Below are 23,339 nucleotides of genomic sequence, written 5' to 3'. Positions count from 1 at the left end.
GTTTCCGGCCAACTTGCCTCCGGGCTCCTGACACGTACATGCCCGCGATGGCACTCTTCCCTCCACTGACGCGCGGCTTCCCCACGGCACCGCCGCCGCGCCGGCAGCGGTCCATCGCTCCATCGGCACGTGCATCGCCGGCTGTCCCCCCGAGGCCCCACGCCTCCCGTTCCCGTCCCGCGGCACCGACCGGCAGCACCCGGCGGCCACCGCGCCCGGGAAGCGCAGCGCTCCATCACGCTCCACCGCACCCGCCGCTCCACCGCACCCGCCGGACTCATCGGATTCATCGGCCGGAACCCCGGAGGGGATCCCGACGGGATCCATCGGCCCCAGCTCCACCTGTTCTGTTCTGCCTGATCTGCCTCGCAGAAGGAGTCAGCGTGAGACCCACCCCCCAGACCCGACGCTCCCCCCAGAAGAGAGCCGTCGCCGCCGGCGCGCTGGTCGCCGTCTCGGCGATGCTCGCCGTCGGCACCCAGGCCGGCACCGCCTCGGCCGGCTCGACCGCCCAAGGCGGCGCACCGCGCCAGCTCGTCGCCAAGGCCGACCCCGGCGCCATGCCCGCCAAGCTCACCCCCGCGCAGCGCGCCGAGCTCATACGGCGGGCCGAGGCGGCGAAGGCGGAGACCGCCCGGGCCCTCGGCCTCGGCCCGAACGAGAAGCTGGTCGTCAAGGACGTCGTCAGGGACGTCAACGGCACCGTGCACACCCGCTACGAGCGGACCTACGACGGCCTGCCCGTCCTCGGCGGCGACCTCGTCGTCGACACCGCCAAGGGCGGCGGCCTCAAGAGCGTCGCCAAGGCGACCAAGGCCCGGCTGGCGATCGCGACGACCACGCCCTCGCTGTCCGCCTCCAGCGCCGAGAAGCAGGCCGTGAAGGCCGCCGGGGCGCAGGGCTCGAAGGCCACGAAGGCCGACAAGGCGCCCCGCAAGATCGTGTGGGCGGCGAAGGGCACCCCGGTCCTCGCCTACGAGACCGTCGTGGGCGGCCTCCAGGAGGACGGCACCCCCAACCAGCTGCACGTCATCACGGACGCGCGGACGGGCGAGAAGCTCTTCGAGTTCCAGGGCGTCAAGCAGGGCACCGGCAACAGCCAGTACAGCGGCCGCGTCACCATCGGCACCACGCAGTCGGGCGGCTCGTACCAGATGACCGACTCCGCGCGCGGCGGCCACAAGACGTACAACCTCAACCGCGGCTCCTCCGGCACCGGCACCCTCTTCACCGACGCCGACGACGTATGGGGCAACGGCACCACCGGCGACCCGGCCACCGCCGGCGTGGACGCCCAGTACGGCGCCCAGCTGACGTGGGACTACTACAAGAACGTGCACGGGCGCAGCGGCATCCGCGGTGACGGCGTCGGCGCGTACAGCCGTGTCCACTACGGCAGCAACTACGTCAACGCGTTCTGGTCGGACGACTGCTTCTGCATGACCTACGGCGACGGCTCCGGCAACTCCAAGCCGCTCACGTCGATCGACGTGGCCGCGCACGAGATGACGCACGGCGTCACCTCGGCCACCGCCAACCTCAACTACGCCGGCGAGTCCGGCGGCCTCAACGAGGCCACCTCCGACATCTTCGCCGCCGCGGTCGAGTTCTGGGCCGACAACCCCAACGACCCGGGCGACTACCTCGTCGGCGAGAAGATCAACATCAATGGCAACGGCACCCCGCTGCGCTACATGGACAAGCCCAGCAAGGACGGCCGGTCCAAGGACGCCTGGTACTCGGGCCTCGGCGGCATCGACGTGCACTACTCGTCCGGCCCCGCCAACCACTGGTTCTACCTCGCCTCCGAGGGCAGCGGCGCCAAGGTGATCAACGGCGTCTCGTACGACTCGCCGACCTCCGACGGCCTGCCCGTCACCGGCATCGGCCGCGACAACGCCGCGAAGATCTGGTTCAAGGCGCTCACCGGGCGCATGCAGTCCACCACCGACTACGCCGGGGCGCGCGAGGCGACGCTGTGGGCCGCGGGCGAGCTCTTCGGCGTGGGCAGCGACACGTACAACAACGTGGCCAACGCCTGGGCCGCCATCAACGTCGGCAGCCGGGCCACCCCCGGGACCGGGGTCAGCATCACCGCCCCCGGTGACCAGACGAGCATCGTGAACACCGCCGTATCCCTGCAGATCAAGGCCACCAGCAGCACCTCCGGCTCCTTGAGCTACGCGGCCACCGGTCTGCCCGCCGGGCTGTCGATCAACGCCTCCACCGGCCTGATCTCCGGCACGCCGACCACCACCGGCACCAGCAACGTGACCGTCACGGTCAAGGACTCCGCCGGCAAGTCCGCCAGCGCGTCCTTCAAGTGGACCGTGAACGCCACGGGCGACGGCAGCGTCTTCGAGAGCACCACCCCCGTCGCCGTCCCGGACGCGGGCGACGCCGTGACCTCGCCGATCGTCGTCACGCGCAGCGGCAACGGCTCCTCCGCCCTGAAGGTGGACGTGAACATCACGCACACCTACCGCGGTGACCTCCGCATCGACCTCGTCGCGCCCGACGGCAAGACGTGGCGGCTGAAGGACTCGGACTCCTGGGACTCCGCGGCGGACGTGAAGGAGACCTACACGGTCGACGCGTCCGGGGTCTCCGCGCCCGGCACGTGGAAGCTGCAGGTGCAGGACGTGTACTCGTCCGACACCGGCACGATCAACGGCTGGAAGCTCACCTTCTGAGCTGAGCTTCCGTAGGGACGATCGGTCGGCTGCGGGCCGTGCGCGGCTGGTCGCGCCCGCCCGGCGGAGCCGCAGACGTACACGCCCCGCGCCCCTTAAGGGGCGCGGTACCTGAACCGGGCGCCGTCCGGGGTGAGCACCGACTCCCCCGGGCGGCGCCCCACGCATGTCAGCGCAGCAGCACCCCCGCCGCCTCGCCCGTCGCCTCCGACGGGAGGGTCACCAGGCCCATCTCCGCGCCGCTGGACAGCAGCCGGTGCGCGGGCAGGATGCGGACGGTGTAGCCGAAGGGGCCCGTGCGGTCGAGGGTGAGCGGGCCCTCGTAGAGGCGGCGGCCGTCCAGGGCCGGGCCGCCGGCGGGCTTGAGGGGGAAGACGGCGGTCTGGCTCAGCCGGTCGGTGGGGTCGACGCGCCCCGCGACGGCCTGCACCTCGACGTCCGCCGGGTCCAGCGGGCCGAGCGTGACGCTCACCCGCAGGGAGACCGTGGAGCCGAGGGTCGCCGTGCCGTTGAGGGAGGTGTCCGCGACGGCCTCCACGTGGTCGACGGCCACGCCCGGCCAGCCGGCCCGCACCCGGGCCTTCCAGGCGGCCAGCTCGCTCGCCGCGGCGGGCGTGAGGGCCCGCTGGGCCTCGGCGGCGGGGGCGTAGAGCCGCTCCACGTACTCGCGCACCATGCGCCCGGCGAGGACCTTCGGGCCGAGCGTGGTCAGCGTGCGCCGGACCATCTCGATCCAGCGGCCGGGGAGCCCGCCCTGCGCCCGGTCGTAGAAGCGCGGGGCGACGCGCCGCTCCAGCAGGTCGTAGAGGGCGGCCGCCTCCAGGTCGTCGCGGCGGTTCTCGTCCATGGCCGCGCCGTCGGCGGTGGGGATGGCCCAGCCGAAGTCGGGCTCGTACCACTCGTCCCACCAGCCGTCGAGCACCGAGAGGTTGAGGCAGCCGTTGAGGGCGGCCTTCATCCCCGAGGTGCCGCAGGCCTCCAGCGGCCGCAGCGGGTTGTTGAGCCAGACGTCGCAGCCGGGGTAGAGCCGCTGGGCCATGGCCATGCCGTAGTCGGGCAGGAAGACCAGGCGCCGGCGCACGCGCGGGTCGTCGGCGAAGCGCACGAGCTCCTGCACGAGGCGCTTGCCGCTGTCGTCGGCGGGGTGGGCCTTGCCGGCGACGACGATCTGCACGGGGCGCTCGGGGTGCAGGAGGAGCTCCATGAGGCGGTCGCGGTCGCGGAGCATGAGGGTGAGGCGCTTGTACGAGGGGACGCGGCGGGCGAAGCCGATGGTGAGGACGTCCGGGTCGAGGACGCCGTCGATCCAGCCGAGCTCGGCGGTGCCGGCGCCGCGCTCGCGCCAGGAGGCGCGCAGCCGCTCGCGCACCTCCTCGACCAGCTGTTCGCGCAGGGTGCGGCGCAGCTCCCAGATGTCGGCGTCGGGGATCTCGGCGAGGGCGTCCCAGCGCTGCGGGCCGCCGACGGCCAGGGCGTCCTCGGCGCGGCCGGCGCCGACCCGCCGGGCGCCCAGGCGCAGCACCTCGGGGGCGACCCAGGTGGGTGCGTGGACGCCGTTGGTGACGGAGTCGATGGGCACCTCCTCGGGGTCGAAGCCGGGCCACAGCCCGGCGAACATCTGCCGGCTGACCTGTCCGTGGAGGGTGGAGACGCCGTTGGCGCGCTGGGCCAGGCGCAGGCCCATGACGGCCATGTTGAAGAGGTTGGGCTCGCCGCCGGGGTAGGTCTCCAGGCCCAGTTCGAGGACGCGTTCGACGTCGATGCCGGGGAGTTCGCCAGCGGGGCCGAAGTGGCGGGCGACGAGCTCGCGGTCGAAGCGGTCGATGCCGGCGGGCACGGGGGTGTGGGTGGTGAAGACGGCGCCGGCGCGGGCGTGTTCCAGGGCGGCGTCGAAGTCCAGCCCGGTGGTGACGAGTTCGCGGATGCGTTCCAGGCCGAGGAAGCCGGCGTGGCCCTCGTTGGTGTGGAAGACCTCGGGCTCGGGGTGGCCGGTGAGCCGGCAGTAGGTGCGCACGGCGCGGACGCCGCCGATGCCGAGGAGCATCTCCTGCAGCAGCCGGTGCTCGCCGCCGCCGCCGTAGAGCCGGTCGGTGACCTCGCGCTCGCCGGGGCCGTTCTCCTCGACGTCGGAGTCGAGGAGCAGCAGCGGCACGCGGCCGACGCGGGCCTGCCAGATGTAGGCGCGCAGGGAGCGGCCGCCGGGCAGGGCGAGGGAGATCCGGCTGGCGCTGCCGTCGGGCTCGCGGAGCATGGTGAGGGGCAGCTCGTTGGGGTCGAGCAGGGGGTAGTGCTCCTGCTGCCAGCCCTCGCGGGAGAGGGACTGGCGGAAGTAGCCGTGGCGGTAGAGCAGTCCGACGCCGATGAGGGGGACGCCGAGGTCGCTGGCGGACTTCAGGTGGTCGCCGGCGAGGATGCCGAGGCCGCCGCTGTACTGCGGGAGGGCGGCGGTGATGCCGAACTCGGGTGAGAAGTAGGCGATGGCGGCGGGCAGTCCCTCGGGCTGCTCCTGGTACCAGCGCCGGCCGGTGAGGTAGTCCTGCAGGTCGTCGGCGGCCGCCGCGAGCCGGCGCCGGAAGCGGCGGTCGTCGGCGAGGGCGGCGAGCCGGTCGGCGGGCACGGAGCCCAGCAGCCGCATGGGGTCGCCGGCGGCGGCCCGCCAGCCCTCGGGGTCGACGGCCTGGAAGAGCTCACGGGTCTCGGGGTGCCAGGACCAGCGCAGGTTGCGCGCCAGCTCGCTTAGCGGTCGTAGGGGCTCCGGGAGAACGGGGCGCACGCTGAATCGACGAATGGCCTTCACCCCCACGACGGTAGCGGGGAGGCCGGGGGGCTTCGTGGCGCTTCGCGGCAACTGCCTGCTCCTGGCAGGTGCAGGCGGGAAGTGCGCCCCCTGCTGCGGCGCGCGGGGACGTGGCCGTCCTGCGCAGGCCCGGCTCACCCGCATGGCCGGGAAAGGCGTCCGCATGGTGGACGGCGGGTGGAAGCGGACCGCACGCGTCATTGCGCCGGGTACAGCATCCGTACGAGACGTGAATACGGCGCACGTACAGCAGGAACGGCGGCGGCCGGTTGCCGCTACGGCCTTCGGGGGCCGTGGCGGCGCGCCATTCCCCCGTCTGGCCGCCGGTTACCCGGTTTTCGCGCATTGCACACGATCGGCCCAGCGAGGAGACTTCGTACGGGTGACGGAGTGCCGACCATCCTCCCCAGCCGGTGCCACGGGAACTACGCACCGGTAGGTCCCACGGTGCGGGCATGCCCGCCCGGGACCGGTGGGAAAGCTCAACCGGTATGCAGGCCGTAGCAGTCCGCCGCCGCCCCGAGTACCCGTCCCCGGCTCTTCCGCATTTCTTCCGCACCCACCCGAGTGAACGCGGTCAGGAGCAGTCATGCCCGCACCCAGCCGACGGCCGGCGGAGCAGATAGAAAGAGCAGAACCCGCCAGCACCGCCGCTCCGTTCCCCCGTTTCCGCCCCCTCTTCCTCCTCAGGTGATCCCATGATCGGTCGTATCCCCGTCCTGGACCTCGGGCCGCTCGTGGACTGCGGCCGCCGGCCGGTCAAGGCGGTCGTCGGCGAGACCTTCCAGGTCACCGCCACCGTCTTCCGCGAGGGCCACGACGCGCTCGGCGCCAATGTGGTGCTGCGCGACCCGGCGGGCCGCTGCGGCCCCTGGACCCCCATGCGCGAGCTGGCCCCCGGCACCGACCGCTGGGGCGCGGACGTGACCCCGGACAGCGAGGGCCGCTGGACGTACGCGGTGGAGGCCTGGAGCGATCCGGTGGCGACGTGGCGCCGGACGGCCTCGGTGAAGATCCCGGCCGGCATGGACGTCCAACTCGTGCTGGAGGAGGGCGCGCTGCTGTACGAGCGGGCCGCCGCCGGGGTGCCGAAGAAGGAGGGCCGCGAGGCGGTGCTGACCGCCGTGGACGCGCTGCGCGACCCGGGCCGGCCGGCCACCGCCCGGCTCGCGGCCGCCCTCGCGCCCCCGGTCACACAGGCCCTGGCCGAGCACCCCCTGCGCGAGCTGGTGTCGGCGAGCCGGCCGGTGCCGGTGCTGGTGGAGCGCGAGCGGGCGCTGTTCGGGTCCTGGTACGAGATGTTCCCGCGCTCCGAGGGGGCGACGCCCGCGGAGGGGCGCCGCCCCGCCCGCAGCGGCACGTTCCGGACCGCGGCGCGGCGGCTGCCGGCCGTCGCCGCCATGGGCTTCGACGTCGTCTACCTGCCGCCGGTGCACCCCATCGGCACCGCGTACCGCAAGGGCCCCAACAACGCCCTCACCGCGGGCCCGTACGACGTCGGCAGCCCCTGGGCGATCGGCTCGGCCGACGGCGGGCACGACGCCCTCCACCCGGACCTCGGCACCTTCGAGGACTTCGACCACTTCGTCGCGCGCGCCCGCGAGCTGCGCATGGAGGTGGCCCTCGACTTCGCGCTGCAGTGCTCGCCGGACCACCCGTGGGTGGCCAAGCACCCCGAGTGGTTCCACCACCGCGCCGACGGCACGATCGCCTACGCCGAGAACCCGCCCAAGAAGTACCAGGACATCTACCCCCTGGCCTTCGACGAGGACTTCGACGGGCTGCTCCGCGAGAGCCTGCGCGTGCTGCGGTTCTGGATGGAGCGCGGCGTGCGGATCTTCCGGGTCGACAATCCGCACACCAAGCCGGTGGTCTTCTGGGAGAAGGTGATCGCCGAGATCGGCCGCACCGATCCGGACGTGGTCTTCCTCGCCGAGGCCTTCACCCGGCCGGCGATGATGCGCACGCTCGGCGCGATCGGCTTCCAGCAGTCGTACACCTATTTCACCTGGCGCAACACCAAGCAGGAGCTCACCGACTACCTCACGGAGCTGTCCGGGGAGTCGGCCGCGCTCATGCGCCCCAACCTCTTCGTGAACACCCCGGACATCCTGCACGCCTATCTGCAGCACGGCGGGCGGGCCGCCTTCGAGGCGCGCGCCGTGCTCGCCGCGACGCTCTCCCCCTCCTGGGGCGTCTACGCCGGTTACGAACTGTGCGAGAACACCCCCGTGCACCCCGGGAGCGAGGAATACCTGGACTCGGAGAAATACCAGCTGCGGCCGCGCGACTGGGAGAAGGCCGAACGCGAGGGGCGCAGCCTGGCCCCGCTGATCACCGCGCTCAACCGGCTGCGACGGCGCCAGCCCGCCCTGCGGCAGTTGCGCAACCTGCGTTTCCATCACGCCGACAACGACGCCGTCATCGCCTATTCCAAGCGTGCGGGCAGCTCGTGCGTCCTCACCGTTGTCAACCTCGACCCCCACCACACCCACGAGGCCACGGTCTCGTTGGACATGCCGGAACTCGGCCTCGCATGGCATGAGTCCGTCCCGGTGCGCGACGAGCTCACCGGAGAGACCTATCACTGGGGCAGGGACAACTATGTGCGCCTCGAGCCGGGCCGTTCCCTCGCGCCCGCGCACGTGTTCTCGCTGCGACCGTCCTCACCGATCGGAGGGTCACCCACACCATGATCGTCAATGAGCCCGTCCCCGACACCTTCGAGGACACTCCCGCCAAGGACCTGGATCCCGACTGGTTCAAGCGCGCCGTCTTCTACGAGGTGCTCGTACGGTCCTTCCAGGACAGCGACGGCGACGGCATCGGCGACCTCAAGGGTCTGACGGCCAAGCTGGACTACCTGCAATGGCTGGGCGTCGACTGCCTGTGGCTGCCGCCGTTCTTCCAGTCCCCGCTGCGCGACGGCGGCTACGACGTCTCCGACTACACCGCGGTGCTCCCGGAGTTCGGCGACCTGGCCGACTTCGTGGAGTTCGTGGACGCGGCGCACCAGCGCGGCATGCGCGTCATCATCGATTTTGTCATGAACCATACGAGCGATCAGCACGAGTGGTTCCAGCAGTCGCGCAGCGATCCCGACGGCCCGTACGGCGACTACTACGTCTGGGCGGACGACGACAAGCGCTATCCGGACGCGCGCATCATCTTCGTGGACACGGAGACCTCGAACTGGACCTTCGACCCGGTCCGCAAGCAGTACTACTGGCACCGTTTCTTCTCGCACCAGCCCGATCTCAACTACGAGAATCCGGCGGTGCAGGAGGAGATCCTGGCCGCGCTGCGGTTCTGGCTGGACCTCGGCATCGACGGCTTCCGGCTGGACGCGGTGCCCTATCTCTTCGCCGAGGAGGGCACCAACTGCGAGAACCTGCCGCGGTCGCACCAGTTCCTCAAGCGCGTCCGGGCGGAGATCGACGCCCATTACCCGGACACCGTGCTGCTGGCCGAGGCCAATCAGTGGCCCGAGGACGTCGTCGACTACTTCGGGAACTACGAGTCCGGCGGCGACGAATGCCACATGGCATTCCACTTCCCGGTGATGCCGCGCATCTTCATGGCCGTGCGCCGGGAGTCGCGCTACCCGGTCTCGGAAATCCTGGCCAAGACCCCGGCCATCCCGTCGCGCTGCCAGTGGGGCATCTTCCTGCGCAACCACGACGAGCTGACGCTGGAGATGGTCACCGACGAAGAGCGCGACTACATGTACGCGGAGTACGCCAAGGATCCGCGGATGCGCGCCAACATCGGCATCCGGCGGCGGCTCGCCCCGCTGCTCGACAACGACCGCAACCAGATCGAGCTGTTCACCGCGCTGCTGTTCTCCCTGCCCGGCTCGCCGATCCTCTACTACGGCGACGAGATCGGCATGGGCGACAACATCTGGCTCGGCGACCGCGACGGCGTGCGCACGCCGATGCAGTGGACGCCCGACCGCAACGCGGGCTTCTCCTCCTGCGACCCGGGGCGGCTCTACCTGCCGACCATCATGGACCCGGTCTACGGCTATCAGGTCACCAACGTCGAGGCGGCGATGAGCAGCCCCTCGTCGCTGCTGCACTGGACCCGCCGGATGATCGAGATCCGCAAGCAGAACCCGGCGTTCGGGCTCGGCTCGTACACCGAGCTCACCTCCAGCAACCCGGCCGTGCTCGCGTTCCTGCGCGAAGTGCGGCTGCCGGGGCAGCGGGAGGACGACATCGTGCTGTGCGTGAACAACTTCTCCCGCTTCGCACAGCCGACCGAGCTCGATCTGCGGGCGTTCAGCGGCCGGCATCCCGTCGAGCTGATCGGTGGGGTGCGCTTCCCCGCCATCGGCGAACTGCCCTATCTGCTGACCCTGGCCGGTCACGGCTTCTACTGGTTCCGGCTCCGCCGTGGCGCACCGCCGCCGGCCGGCCACTGAGGGCGCTCCCGTGCGCGCCGGCGCCCGCCGGCCGGCCGCGCACGGGCGGTTTTCCCCCGGCAACCCTGGGAACTCGTACTACTACGCACGAGCCGGGCCGAACGGATCGCTTCCGCTTCGGGGACCGCCGCAGGGGCCGCACCCCGGCCGCCGCGCGCGCCGCTCCAGGGCCGCAGGCGCTGACCGCACCGGACGATCACCCCGCCCGACACCCCGGCCCCGGCCGGGGACCCCAGCACCGCGTACAGGTCAATGCCGCAATCCGGGACCACGATCCGGGACACTTTGCCCCATATGCCATGCCCCGGGGAAAGGACGCGACGCCATGTCGGACGCTGCACCGTCCCGCCGGGGCACCGGACGCCGGGGGGCTTCTGCCGCCCCCGGCCCGCTGCTGTCCTCGGTCCGCGCCGCCCCCGCGGCCCACGCGCCCGAGGCGGAGACCGCCGACGCGGGGCTGCTGGGGTCGCTGGTGCCGCTGCTCTCCGAGTGGCTGCCCCGTCAGCGCTGGTTCGCCGGCAAGGGCCGCCCCATCACCGGCTTCACGCTCGTCGCGGCCACGGAGCTGCTGCCGCACCACGCCGGCGCCACCGCCCCGGGCCTGCTCCACCTGCTCGTGCGGGCCCAGCAGCCCGGGTCGCCCGGGGCCGCCCGGCCCGAAGGCGCCCCGGGGCCCGTCATCCACGCCGGCACCGACGACTGCTACCAACTCCTGCTCGGCGTGCAGGACGTCCTGCCGCCGCACCTGGCGCCCGCTCTCATCGGCCGCCCCGTCGGCGGCCCGCTGCACGGCCGCGCCGTCTACGAGGGCCTGGCCGACCCCCGGCTGGCCACCCTGCTCCTGGAGCGGCTGCGGCTGCCCGGCCGGCTCGGCCCCCTGCGCTTCACGCGCGAGGAGGGCGTCGTCATCGGCGCCGGGCTCGCGCCCCGGCTCATCGGCGCCGAGCAGTCCAACTCCTCCGTCGTCTACGGCGAAACGTACATCCTCAAGCTCTTCCGCCGCGTCTGCCCCGGCACCAACCCCGACCTCGAACTCCCCCGCGCCCTCGCCGGCACCGGCTGCGCCCGGGTGCCCGCGCCCGCCGCCTGGTTCGAGGCCGTCGTGCCCGGCGCGGGCGCCGAGCCCATGACGCTCGGCGTCCTCCAGCCCTACCTGCCCGGCTCCGCCGACGGCTGGCAGCTCGCCCTGAGCGCCCTCGCCGTCCGCGCCGACTTCACCGCCTCCGCCCGCGCCCTCGGCCACGCCACCGCCGAGGTGCACGGGGCGCTCGCCGAGGCGCTGCCCACGGTCGTGCTGCGCCGCCCCCAGCTCGAACACCTCGCCGCCGCCATGACCCGCCGCCTCGACATCGCCGCCGACGCCGTCCCCGCGCTGCGCCCCTACCGGGCCGCGCTGCGCGGCGCCTACGACGACCTGGCCGCGCTCGGCCGGGCCGGGCGCACCTGGCGCGCCCAGCGCATCCACGGCGACCTCCACCTCGGGCAGGCCCTGCGCACGGCCGAGGACGGGCGCTGGGCCCTCATCGACTTCGAGGGCGAGCCCGCCCGCCCGCTGGCCGAGCGCACCCGCCCGCAGCCGACCGCCCGTGACGTCGCCGGGATGCTGCGCTCCTTCGACTACGCGGCGGCGGTCGGCCGGGCGGCCGGCACCAGCTGGTCGGAGCGCGCCCGCGCCGCGTTCTGCGAGGGCTACGGCGCGGTGCACGGCGACCCGCGCGAGGAGCCGCAGCTGCTGCGCGCCCACGAGACGGACAAGGCCGTCTACGAGGTCCTCTACGAGGCCCGCCACCGGCCGGACTGGCTGGTGGTCCCGATGGCGGCCATCCACCGCCTGGCGGAACCGGCCGCCCCTGCCGGGGCGGCCGGGGCGTCCGAGGCGGCCGGGCCGGTGAACGCGGCCCCGCCCGCGCCGGAGGTTTCCGCCGGCACCACCGATCCCGCCCCCGGCGCCACCGGCCGGGAGCTCCCGAGGAGGACCGCACCGTGACCGCTCGCCCGCCGTCCCGCCGAACGCCCCACGACGCCGAAGCCCGCCTTCCCGGTGCCGGGCCGGGCATCCCGGCCACGTTCCTGCCGGGACGGAGCGGGAAGGCGGGCGGGGAGCCCGGAGCCGGGCCCGCGGGGGCAGGGCGCGCGGAACACGTGCCCGGCCGGCGCGGGGTGCGGGCCGCGGCGCCGCTGGGGGCGGAGGACCGGGAGCGGCTGCTGCACGGCGCGCATCACGACCCGCACGGCCTGCTGGGGGCGCACCCGGTGCCCGGCGGCGTGCGCTTCCGCGCCCTGCGCCCCTTCGCACGCTCCGTGGCGGTCAGCGCGAAGGGCCTGCGCGTGGAGCTGTACGACGAGGGGGACGGCTTCTTCGCGGCGGTGCTGCCGCTGAGCGAGCCGCCCGACTACCGCCTGCTGGTGAACTACGAGGGCACGGAGCAGGAGGCCCACGACCCGTACCGCTTCCTGCCCGCGCTCGGCGACCTGGACCTGCACCTCATCCGGGAGGGCCGCCACGAGCAGCTGTGGCGGGCGCTGGGGGCGCAGCCGATGGAGCACGAGGGGGTGGCGGGCACCCGGTTCACGGTGTGGGCGCCGAACGCCCGGGGCGTGCGCGTCGTCGGCGACTTCAACTACTGGGACGGCACGGGCCACCCGATGCGCTCGCTGGGCGCGTCCGGGGTGTGGGAGCTGTTCCTGCCGGGCATCGGCGAGGGGGCGCTGTACAAGTTCGAGATCACGCGCCCGGACGGCTCGCACACGATGCGCGCGGACCCCATGGCGCGGCGCACGGAGGCCCCTCCGGCGAACGCGTCCGTCGTGCACGCCTCGCACCACGTCTGGCAGGACGCGGAGTGGATGGCGGCGCGCCCCGAGCGGCCCGTCCACGAGCACCCCTTCTCGGTCTACGAGGTGCACCTGCCGTCCTGGCGGCCCGGCCTCACGTACCGGCAGCTGGCCGGGCAGCTGCCCGCCTACGTCAAGGACCTCGGCTTCACGCACGTGGAGCTGATGCCGATCGCCGAGCACCCCTTCGGCGGCTCGTGGGGTTATCAGATCACCGGCTTCTACGCCCCCACCGCCCGCCTGGGCACCCCGGACGACTTCAAGTACTTGGTGGACGCGCTGCACGCGGCGGGCATCGGCGTCCTCATGGACTGGGTGCCGGCCCACTTCCCGCGCGACGACTGGGCGCTGGCCGAGTTCGACGGGCGGCCGCTGTACGAGCACGCGGACCCGCTGCGCGCCGCGCACCCCGACTGGGGCACGCTGGAGTTCGACTACGGCCGCACGGAGGTGCGCAACTTCCTGGTGGCCAACGCCGTGTACTGGTGCGAGGAGTTCCACATCGACGGCCTGCGCGTGGACGCCGTCGCCTCCATGCTCTACCTCGACTACTCCCGCGAGGAGGGCCAGTGGACGCCGAACGTCCACGGCGGCCGGGAGAACCTGGACGCGGTGGCGTTCCTGCAGGAGATGAACGCGACCGTCTACCGCCGCTGCCCGGGCGTGGTCACGGTGGCGGAGGAGTCCACCGCCTGGGACGGCGTCACCCGCGCCACGCACCACGTCGGCGCGGGCGGTTTCGGCGGCCTCGGCTTCGGCCTGAAGTGGAACATGGGCTGGATGCACGACTCCCTGGTCTACGTCTCCAAGGAGCCGGTGCACCGCAAGTACCACCACGGCGAGATGACGTTCTCGATGATCTACGCGTACAGCGAGAACTACGTGCTGCCGATCTCGCACGACGAGGTCGTCCACGGCAAGCGGTCGCTGGTCTCGAAGATGCCGGGCGACTGGTGGCAGCAGCGCGCGAACCACCGCGCCTACCTGGGCTTCATGTGGGCGCATCCGGGCAAGCAACTGCTGTTCATGGGGCAGGAGTTCGCGCAGGGAGCCGAGTGGTCCGAGGCGCACGGCCCCGACTGGTGGCTGCTGGACCCCTCGTACTCCGCCGAGGCGGACCACCGCGGCGTCCGCGACCTGGTCCGCGACCTGAACGCGGCCTACCTGTCGACGCCCGCCCTGTGGCAGCGGGACACGGCGCCCGAGGGCTTCGAGTGGGTGGTGAGCGACGCCTCGGAGGACAACGTCTTCGCGTTCCTGCGCTTCGACGCCCAGGGCGCGCCCCTGCTGGCGGTCAGCAACTTCTCCCCCGTGGTGCGGCACGGCTACGCCCTCGGCGTGCCCGGCCGGTTCACGGCGTGGCAGGAGATCCTCAACACGGACGCCGGCCGCTACGGAGGGAGCGGCGTCACCACGCCCGACCCGGTCAAGACGGAGGCCACGCGCCACCACGGGCGGCCGGCGAGCATCACGGTGACGCTGCCGCCGCTGGCGACGGTGTGGTGGCGGGCGGTGTGAGGACGCTCCCGGCGGCATGACGAAGCCCCGGACCCACAGGGGTCCGGGGCTTGCCCCGATTACGGGAAGATGGGGGCACCTCCCAGCGGTGGCTGGGGGAGGGTCAGGGGAGGGAATCCCCGCCGCAACGGCGATCAGCCCCCACCAGGGCATCCGGCGGTGCCGAACCGGCCCCGGACGGAACCCCGCGGCCGGAGGCCGTCAGGCCGCGGCCGTCTCCTTCTCGGCCTCGGCCGCCGCGCCGGCCTCCGGTCCGGTCTTCTCACGGCCGCGGCCCGGCAGCAGGAGGGCGACCAGCACCGTACCGACGCCGAGCACGACCGCGCCGACGACGCTGGTGTGGGCGACGGCGTCCGCGAACGACTTGTGCACGGCCTCGACCACGGACTGCGCCTGCTGAGCGCCCAGGACGGCGGCCTTCTCCGGCCCGACCTTCGGCGCGGCGCCGGCCGCGACCTGCTTGCCGACCTCCTTGGCCACGGCCAGGCCCGCGCCGACCGAGTCCTGCGCGACGGCGAGCGCCTTCTCCGGCAGCTTCGGGCCGCCGGCAGCGGCGGCCTCGGCCGCGGCGTCACCGAGGTTGGACGAGTAGGTCTTGGCGAGCACGGTGCCGAGGACGGCGATGCCCAGGGAGCCGCCCATCTCGATGGAGGTGCTGTTGACGGCGCCGCCGACGCCCAGCTGGTCCTCCGGGAAGGAGCCCATGATGGCGTTGGTGCACGGCGACAGGGACAGGCCGATGGCCAGGCCCAGGATGATCAGCGGCAGGACGAAGTCGTCGTACGTGGAGGACTCGTCGACGCGGGCGAGCAGCGCGATGGCGACGGTGCCGACGGTCATGCCGCACGCCACGGTGACCTTCATGCCCACCTTGGGGGTGAGGATCGCGGTCAGCGCACCGCCCACGAACACCGCGCCGGCCAGCGGCAGCATCCGCACGCCGGTGTCCAGCGGCGAGTAGCCGAGGACGAACTGCAGGTGCTGGGTGAGGTAGTAGAAGGCGCCGAAGACGGCGAGGAAGAACAGCGCGACGGCCATGGTCGAGCCGGCGAACGCGCGCTGGGTGAAGCGGCGGACGTCCAGGACCGGGCGCGGGTGGCGCAGCTCCCAGAGGACGAAGAGGACCAGGCCGACGCCCGCGATGACGGCGGCGGCGATCGCCTTGGCGCCCCAGCCGAAGTGCGGACCCTCGATGATCATGTAGATGAGGGAGCCGACCCAGATGACGGACAGCAGACCGCCGACATAGTCGATCTTGTCGACACCGGTGGCCTTGGACGGCGGCACGAGCGCCAGCGCGCCGATGATGCCGAGGGCGGCGATCGGCACGTTGATGAGGAAGGTGGAGGCCCAGCCGTGGTCCTCCAGCAGCGCACCGGCCACGAGCGGGCCGACGGCGATGGCGAGGCCGGCGGTGGCCGTCCAGATGGTGATGGCCTTGGCGCGCTCCTCGCGCGGGAAGGTCGCGGCGAGCAGCGACAGCGTGGCCGGCATGATCATGGCCGCGCCGACGCCCATGACGGCGCGTGCGGCGATGACGCCGGCCGAGCTGTCGACCAGCGAGCCCGCGACGGAGGCCGCGCCGAAGACGAAGAGGCCGAGCACGAGCGCGCCGCGGCGGCTGTACTTGTCGCCGACGGCGCCGAGGATCAGCATCAGCGCGGCGTACGGGACGGTGTAGCCGTCGATGACCCACTGCAGGTCGGAGCTGCCGAGGCCGAGGTCCTTGACCATGTCGGGGGCGGCGACCGTCAGGGACGTGTTCGCCATGACGATGATCAGCAGGCTGATGCAGAGCACGCCCAGCGCGGCCCAGCGCCTCTTGTACGGACCGTCCATCTCGTCGACCGGTGTCGACATCGCGAGGCCCATCGGCCACTCCTTCCAGACACTTGCACACTGCTGTGCAATTACACAACAGTGTGCAAATTACGGGATGGTGCGGCCGCGTGCAAAATGAGGGGGCGGATTGTCGGCCACGGAAGGCCGCCCGACGGACAGAGAAGAGACCAATGGCCGGCAGAGCGGACGCCAATCGCCGCCGCATCATGGACATCGCGCTCGTGGAGCTGCTGCGCGACGCGGACGCGAGCATGGACCAGATCGCGCGGGCCGCGGGTGTCGTCCGGCGCACGGTCTACGGCCACTTCCCGAGCCGCGAGGCGCTGATGCGCGCCCTCGTCGACGACGCCGCGAGCGCGGTGGAGGTCGCCCAGGCGGAGGCGCTGCGCGACGTCGCCGACCCCGCCGAGGCGCTCGCCCTCTCCATGCTCGCCGCCTGGGAGATCGCCGACGGCTACCGGCTCCTGATCTCCCTGGCCCAGCGCAGCGTCACGGTCGAGGGCATCCACCGCCGCCTGGAGCCGGTGCGCCGCGAGTGCGCGGCGATGCTGCAACGCGGCCTGGACGAGGGCCGCTTCGTCTCGCCGCTGCCCGCGATCGCCCTGGCGTACGTGCGGGAGCAGGTCCTCTTCGGCCTCATGCAGGCCGTCAACGACGGCGTCCTCGCCCCGGCGGACGCCGGCCGCTCGGCCGCCGTGACCGCGCTCACCGCGGCGGGAGTCCCCGCGGTGGAGGCTGAGGAGCTGGTGGCCGGCCTGACAGCAGCGCCATAGAGCCGGGCCATGCCGTGTGCGGCTCCGGCGGCTGCCCGCCACCGCGGGCGCTGTCGCCGCGCTCGCCGTCGCCGTCGTGGCCGGAACCCGGGCTGCCGCTCCCGCCGGGCCGGCGGATGACGGGGCCCTTGCTACGGCTCGGGCCGGTGCTGACGCTCGGGCTCCTGCTGACGCCGGCGCTGGGGCTCTTGCTGCAGCAGGGGCTCGGGCCGGAGCTACGGCTCGGGCCCGGAATGACCACGACGCTACGGCTCGGGCTGGGGCCCGGACCGGGCCGAGAGCTCGCAACTGCGCTGGGGCGGGGGCTGCCGCCGGTGATGGGACCGGGGCCCTCGCCGCTGCGGCCGGGACCGGGGCTGGCGCTCACCCGAGGACCGCTCGCCCCGCCCGAAGGGCCACCGGGGGACGGACTGCCGCCCGCCGCGGGCCCCGAGGAACCCTGCGGCCCCGGCTGCGGGCCCGGGGGCGGATCGTCACCGCCGGCGATCGCCGCCCGCACGGCAGCGATCACGATCACGAGGGCCACCAGCCCGGCGATCCAGAGCAGCCCGCTCCGGAGCGGGTTCCGCCGGGCCGGGTCGCCGCCCTCTCCCCTGCCCGGGCCGGAGGCCTCCACGTAGGCGAGGTTCGCCCTGGTCAGGTCCGCCCCGGCGGTGTCGCCCAGGGCCACCCGCAGCTGCAGCGCGTGCCGCAGCCGGGCGGCGGCCTCCTCGGGCCGGTCCTCGGTGTAGGCCACGGTGCCCAGTTGGTGGGCGAACAGCGCCTCCGAGGCCCGGTCGCCGACCCGCCGGGCCGCGTCCTCGCCCTGCTCCAGGACCTCCTTCCACTGCTGCCAGCGACGTCCGGCGAACAGCGCGGCCTCGGCGATCTTCGCCAGCCGGATCACGGCCCGCCATTCCGCCCGCTCGGCGGCGAACCCGAGCAGCCCGACGACGCCCTCCACGCCTTCCAGCGCGTCCGTGAGCCCGTGCGCTCCTCCGTCGAGGGCGTTGTCCAGCCAGTCGGCGAGCCCGTTGACGGTCGCGCTCAGCGAGACCGCGTCGAGCAGCAGGTCCCGGACGCTGTCCTCCAGGCAGACCGGCAGCCCGAAGCGGTCCTCCTCCGGGCGCTCGACGAGCCCCCGCTCGTGCAGGGACAGCAGGGTCTGCGCCGCGTAGGCGATGTCGCCGGCGGCCGACACCCAGTTCGCCGGGACCAGGGCCCCGGCCACGATCGCCAGCACCGCGAGGGCCTTGCGCTCCCGCCCCGACAGCCGTCCCGCACTCATCCGGTCCAGTTCGCGCACGCCCCGCGCGGCGCGCTCCGCCACGGCTTCGACCGGGTATCCGGCCCGCACCAGCGCCGCGGCCTGCCGGACCGACAGCGGCCGGCCCCGTACGGCCTCCAGCAGCCGCCGCACGACGGGCAGTTCGGCGTCCCGGACGGTGCGGCCCAGCGACCCGGCGAAGAGGTCGAACGCCGCGTCCTGCGGCAGCCCCGGCAGCGGCCGTGACGCCACCGCTCCGCCGCCCAGCACCGGCTGCTCCCCGGCCACGAGCAGGACGCAGCCGGGCAGGGCGTCCGCCAGCCGGCGCGGGACCGGCGAACCGGGCGGCACGTCGTCCAGCACGATCAGCGCCCCGGCGTGCCGGACGAGCTGCCGGCACACCGGCCCGGGGTACTTCACCGGTTCCGGCCCCGCGGACACGTACAACTCGTCCACGAGCAACTGGAGAACGTCCTCCAGCGGACTCCGGCCGACGCGCACGAAGGCGCTGCGTCTCCCGCCCGAGGCGATGTTCCGGAGCAGGCTGCTCTTCCCGAACCCGCAGGGCCCGTGGAACTCCACCGACCGCCCGTCCAGGATCTCCCGCCAGGCGGCGGCCAGCACCTCCTCCCGGCCCAGCAGCACGGGCGCCGGAGCGGTCCACCGGTGCCGCGGCCCGGGATCGCGGAGGAGCAACTGCGAACGCTGGAGCCGGGTGCCGCTGCGGGACGTGAGAATGATGCGGGAACTGCCGTAGAGAACGCTGTACACATATCCCCCTGGGCACGAAGGACGCGCCGTCGAACGGCAGCGTCCGCCTCGCACGGATCCTCGTCCAGCACCTGGTACACCCCATGCACCCGCGCGCCCCCTGGATGCACTGCGCGCCCTCACGGAGCGCGGAGTCGTACACCCGGCGTACCGCGCGGTGGCCGTCTCCGGGCGCCGAGGAGGAGCACTGTCCGGAGCGGGTGTCCGCAGTGCGGCGTAGACAACCGAGTAGCGCTGAGCAGGCCTCCCTCCGGTAAAATGTAGAGGCCTTTAATGGCCCCATATTTCCCTGAATGTCATGATGGCGTACGACGAGCGGAGAGACGGAGAGGCGCCCCGGCGGGATCCGCCGTGGGGCGGGGTGCCGCGATCGGCGAGCCGGCCCGACGGCTTGCTGACGTGTGCCGGGGACGACGGGTCCGCCCGGTGGCGGGACGGTGAGCGGCTGGAGCTCCTGTTCGAGGAGCGGTGCGACCGGCTGCGGGCTCAGGGGTGTGAGGACCGGCTCGCGGTGGACGCCGGCGAGGTCGCGCTGACGTACGCACAGCTGGACGACGGGGCGAATCAGCTCGCCCGCTTCCTGCTCGCGCGGGGCACCCGCCCCGGCGACCGGATAGGACTGCTCCTCGACGACGCGGTGGACGCCTACACCGGCATGCTGGGCGTGCTGAAGGCGCACGCCGTGTACGTGCCGCTGGACGCGGGCTTCCCGGCGGACCGGTTGTCGTACATCGTCTCCGACGCCTCCGTGCGGACGGTCCTCTCGCTCTCCCGTCTCGCCGACCGGGTGGGTCATCTCGCCGCCGGCGCCGAACTGTTGTACCTGGACCGGGTGCGGGCCGAGGTGGCGGCGCAGCCCCGCGGGCGCCCGGGCACCGCCGCCGGCCGGCAGCCCGACGACCTCTGCTACGTCATCTACACCTCGGGCACCACCGGCCGCCCCAAGGGGGTGGCGATCGGGCACCCGGCCATCTGCAACTTCGTCCGCGTGGCGGCGGAGGTCTACGGGATCACCGGCGAGGACCGGGTGTACCAGGGCATGACGCTCGCCTTCGACTTCTCCGTGGAGGAGACGTGGGTGCCGTGGATGGCCGGTGCGACGCTGGTGCCCCGGCCTGCCGGGCCGGGCCTGCTCGGGGCGGAGCTGGACGCGTTCCTGCGGGAGCGGCGGGTCACCGCGCTGTGCTGCGTTCCCACGCTGCTGGCCACGCTGGACGAGGAGCGGTCCGGGCTGCGGTTCCTGCTGGTGTCCGGGGAGTCGTGCCCGCAGGACCTCATCAGCCGCTGGCACCGGCCGGGCCGCCGGTTCCTCAACGTGTACGGCCCGACCGAGGCGACCGTCACCGCGACCTGGACCCTGCTGGACCCGGACCGCCCGGTGACGATCGGCGTCCCGCTGCCGACGTACGCGGTGGTCCTGCTCGATCCCCGGGAGGACGCGGCCCTGCCGCCGGGCGCGATGGGCGAGATCGGCATCGCCGGCATGGGCCTCGCCAGCGGCTACCTCAACCGGCCGGACCTGACCGACCGCGCCTTCGTCCCGGACTTCCTCGGCGTCCCCGGCAATCCGTCCGGCAGGATCTACCGCACCGGGGACCTGGGGCGGGTCAACCCCCGGGGCGAGATCGAGCACCACGGCCGCATCGACACCCAGGTCAAGATCCGCGGCTACCGCGTGGAACTCGCCGAGATCGAATCCGTGCTGCTCCGCGTTCCCGGGATCGCCCAGGCCGTGGTGACGCGGTACGAGCCCGCGCCGGGCGCCGTGGAGCTGTGCGCGTTCTACACCACCCGCGAAGGCGCGGCCGTGGACCCCGAACGCGCCGTCGCCCGGCTGCGGGAGCGGCTGCCCGCCTACATGGTCCCCGCCTATCTCGAACCCGTCGCGTCGATACCGGTGCTGCCCAGCGGCAAGGCGGACCGCAGCCGCCTGCCCGCGCCGAGCGGGCCGCGCCGGCTCGCCGCGCAGCGCGCCTACGCGGCGCCGGAAACCGGCACCGAACGGGCGCTGGCCGAGCTGCTGGCGGGCGTCCTGCAGGTCGAACGGGTCTCCGCGGACAGTCACTTCTTCGAGGAGCTCGGCGCCAACTCGCTGCTGATGGCGCACTTCAACGCGGCCGTCCGCGAACGCCCGGGCCTGCCCGGCGTGTCGATGAAGGACGTCTACCTGCATCCCACCGTCCGCGGCCTCGCCGCCTTCCTGGACCGGACGGCACCGGCCGCACCGGAGCGCGGCGTGCCGGCACAGCGCGCCGCGCCGCCGCCCGCACCGGCGGTGAGCACCGCCCGGTACGCGTGGTGCGCGACGATGCAGCTCCTCGTGTTCCTGGTCTACGTGTCCCTCGGGTCGATGGCGCTGGACGCCGGGACGACCTGGGTGATCGAGGGCAGCGGCTGGCACGTCGTCTACGGGCGCGCGGTCGCCTTCGCCGCCGCCGTGCTGGGCGGGATGGCCCTGGTGCCGATCGCCGCGAAGTGGGCCCTGATCGGCCGGTGGACAGAGCGGCGGATCCCCCTGTGGAGCATGGCCTACGTCCGCTTCTGGTGCGTCAAGACCCTGGTCGTCGCCAACCCGCTCGTCCGGATGTGCGTCGGAACGCCGCTGTACCCGCTGTACCTGCGGGCACTGGGCGCCGAGGTCGGCCCCCGCGTCCTGATCCTGACCACCCATGTGCCGGTGTGCACCGACCTGCTCGCGATCGGCGCCGACAGCGTGATCCGCAAGGACACCTACCTCAACGGCTACCGGGCCCACGACGGGGCCGTCGAGACCGGCCGCATCACCATCGGCGACCGCGCCTTCGTCGGCGAGCACAGCACCCTCGACATCGATGTGCGCCTCGGTGCGGGCGCCCAGCTCGGCCACGCCTCCTCGCTGCACTCCGGCCAGTCCGTACCGGCCGGGCAGTGCCGGCACGGCTCCCCGGCCGTCCCGGCGCCGGCGGACTGCCAGTACCTCACGGTCCCGCCGGCCCGCTGCGGCAACCTGCGCCGCGCCTGCCACAGCGTCTTCCGGCTGCTGATCGCGGTGGCCACCGTCGGGGCGGCCGACGTGGCCGTCGCCGCGCTGCTGGAGTCCAGGCCCTCCCTGCTGGCCCGTGCGGTCACGGGGACGACCGGCCCGGACACCTGGGCGTACTACGCCGGCGGCCTGCAGATCTCGGCGGCCGTGGTGTTCGGCCTCGCGATCGCCGGACCGGTCCTGATCACCGCCCTGTCGCGGACGCTGTGCCGCCTCGTGCGGCCGGGCGCGGTCCATCCGCTGTACGGGGTGCAGTTCGCGCTGCAGCGCGCCGCCGCCCGGCTCACCAACATCACCTTCTACAACGCGCTGTTCGGCGACACGTCGGCCGTCGTGCACTACCTGCGCGCCCTCGGCTACCGCCTGAGGCCGGTCGAGCAGACCGGCTCCAACTTCGGCATGACCCTCAAGCACGAGGTCCCCACGCTCAGCCGCATCGGCACCGGGACCATGGTCTCGGACGGGCTGTCCATGATGAACGCCGAGTTCTCCAGCACGTCCTTCCGCGCCGTCCCCGCCACCATCGGCCGGCGCAACTTCCTGGGCAACGACATCGCCTACCCGCCCGGGGGCCGGACCGGCGACGACTGCCTGCTGGCGACCAAGGTCATGATCCCGGTGAGCGGCCCGCTCAAGGAGGCCACCGGCCTGCTCGGCTCGCCGCCCTTCGAGATCCCCCGCTCGGTCGAACGCGACCAGGACGTCGGCGCCCTGGGCACGGGGCCCGGACGCCGGCGGCGGCTCGCGGCCAAGAACCGCCACAACGCGGTCACCGTCGCCCTGTTCCTGACCGTCCGCTGCCTGTACCTCTTCGGCCTGGTGCTGATCGCCATGCTCCCCCTGGGCGAGGACGCCGCGCTGCACTGGCTGGAGACGGCCTGCTCCATCGTGGCCGGACTCGCCTTCACCGTCGGCTGGTTCGCGCTGGTCGAGCGGGCCGTGGTCGGCCCGCACGGGCTGCGGCCCCGCTTCTGCTCCCTCTACGACAAGGCGTTCTGGAGGCACGAGCGGTACTGGAAGGTGCCCTCCACGGCCTATCACGCCGTCTTCAACGGCACCCCGTTCAAGCCGGCCGTCTGGCGGCTCCTCGGCGTCCGCACGGGCCGCCGGGTCTTCGACGACGGCTGCGGCATCATCGAACGCACCCTCACCCGGGTCGGCGACGACTGCGCCCTCAACGCGGGCAGCACCCTGCAGGCCCACTCCCTGGAGGACGGCGTCTTCAAGTCCCGCCCCATCGCCATCGGCAACGGCTGCACCATCGGCACCGGCGCGTTCGTGCACTACGGCGTCGTCATCGACGACGGCGCCCGCATCGACGCCGACTCCTTCCTGATGAAGGGCGAACACGTACCGGCCCGTACGCGGTGGCGGGGCAACCCCGCGGCGGAACTGGACGCCGGCCGCGGGAACTGA

General features: G+C 73.2%; 10 protein-coding genes. 7 read left to right on the top strand and 3 right to left on the bottom strand.

Annotated features, from left to right (window positions below):
* Positions 1 to 461: 461 nt before the first annotated feature.
* Positions 462 to 2,693: a M4 family metallopeptidase gene (locus ACOTKD_RS25115; protein ID WP_424891348.1), complete on the top strand. Its 2,232-nt coding sequence runs from the start codon at positions 462 to 464 to the stop codon at positions 2,691 to 2,693.
* 169 nt (positions 2,694 to 2,862) lie between these two features.
* Here ACOTKD_RS25115 and glgP read toward each other — a convergent pair whose 3' ends face one another.
* A complete protein-coding gene (gene glgP, locus ACOTKD_RS25110; protein ID WP_424891274.1) occupies positions 2,863 to 5,490 on the bottom strand; it encodes an alpha-glucan family phosphorylase in 2,628 nt (875 codons plus the stop codon).
* 698 nt (positions 5,491 to 6,188) lie between these two features.
* Between glgP and ACOTKD_RS25105 the strand changes: the two genes are divergently transcribed.
* The 4 genes from ACOTKD_RS25105 (at position 6,189) to glgB (ending at position 14,269) form a co-directional block, all read left to right on the top strand.
* Complete coding sequence (locus ACOTKD_RS25105) at positions 6,189 to 8,186, top strand: maltotransferase domain-containing protein (RefSeq protein ID WP_424891273.1); 1,998 nt, start codon at positions 6,189 to 6,191, stop codon at positions 8,184 to 8,186.
* Complete coding sequence (treS, locus tag ACOTKD_RS25100) at positions 8,183 to 9,916, top strand: maltose alpha-D-glucosyltransferase (RefSeq protein WP_424891272.1); 1,734 nt, start codon at positions 8,183 to 8,185, stop codon at positions 9,914 to 9,916. The genes ACOTKD_RS25105 and treS overlap by 4 nt, the downstream gene beginning before the upstream one ends.
* 325 nt (positions 9,917 to 10,241) lie before the next feature.
* Positions 10,242 to 11,903 (top strand): maltokinase N-terminal cap-like domain-containing protein, encoded by a 1,662-nt coding sequence (locus ACOTKD_RS25095; RefSeq protein ID WP_424891271.1) that lies wholly within the window; start codon positions 10,242 to 10,244, stop codon positions 11,901 to 11,903.
* A gap of 155 nt (positions 11,904 to 12,058) precedes the next feature.
* Positions 12,059 to 14,269: a 1,4-alpha-glucan branching enzyme gene (glgB, locus tag ACOTKD_RS25090; RefSeq protein WP_424891347.1), complete on the top strand. Its 2,211-nt coding sequence runs from the start codon at positions 12,059 to 12,061 to the stop codon at positions 14,267 to 14,269.
* Positions 14,270 to 14,470: 201 nt separating this feature from the next.
* Here the strand turns inward: glgB and ACOTKD_RS25085 are convergent, their stop codons facing one another.
* On the bottom strand, positions 14,471 to 16,141 hold the full coding sequence (locus ACOTKD_RS25085) for an MFS transporter (protein WP_424891270.1): 1,671 nt from the start codon (positions 16,139 to 16,141) through the stop codon (positions 14,471 to 14,473).
* Positions 16,142 to 16,281: 140 nt separating this feature from the next.
* Here ACOTKD_RS25085 and ACOTKD_RS25080 point away from each other — a divergent pair, with 140 nt between their 5' ends.
* Entirely contained in the window at positions 16,282 to 16,884 is a 603-nt protein-coding gene (locus ACOTKD_RS25080) for a TetR/AcrR family transcriptional regulator (RefSeq protein ID WP_424891269.1), read from the top strand.
* Here ACOTKD_RS25080 and ACOTKD_RS25075 read toward each other — a convergent pair.
* Positions 16,817 to 18,901 carry a hypothetical protein gene (locus ACOTKD_RS25075; RefSeq protein ID WP_424891268.1) on the bottom strand — a complete coding sequence of 695 codons (2,085 nt, stop codon included), beginning with the start codon at positions 18,899 to 18,901 and terminating at the stop codon, positions 16,817 to 16,819. The two genes, ACOTKD_RS25080 and ACOTKD_RS25075, sit on opposite strands and share 68 nt — an antisense overlap.
* Before the next feature lie 298 nt (positions 18,902 to 19,199).
* Here ACOTKD_RS25075 and ACOTKD_RS25070 point away from each other — a divergent pair, with 298 nt between their 5' ends.
* The gene (locus ACOTKD_RS25070) at positions 19,200 to 23,339 is read left to right on the top strand and encodes a Pls/PosA family non-ribosomal peptide synthetase (protein ID WP_424891267.1); all 4,140 of its coding nucleotides are present in this window, start codon (positions 19,200 to 19,202) and stop codon (positions 23,337 to 23,339) included.

The sequence above is a fragment of the Streptomyces sp. XH2 genome, assembly GCF_049725035.1.
Classification (GTDB): domain Bacteria; phylum Actinomycetota; class Actinomycetes; order Streptomycetales; family Streptomycetaceae; genus Streptomyces; species Streptomyces roseoverticillatus.
Note: the sequence above shows the minus strand (reverse complement) of the source record. Positions and strands in the feature narration are given on the sequence as shown.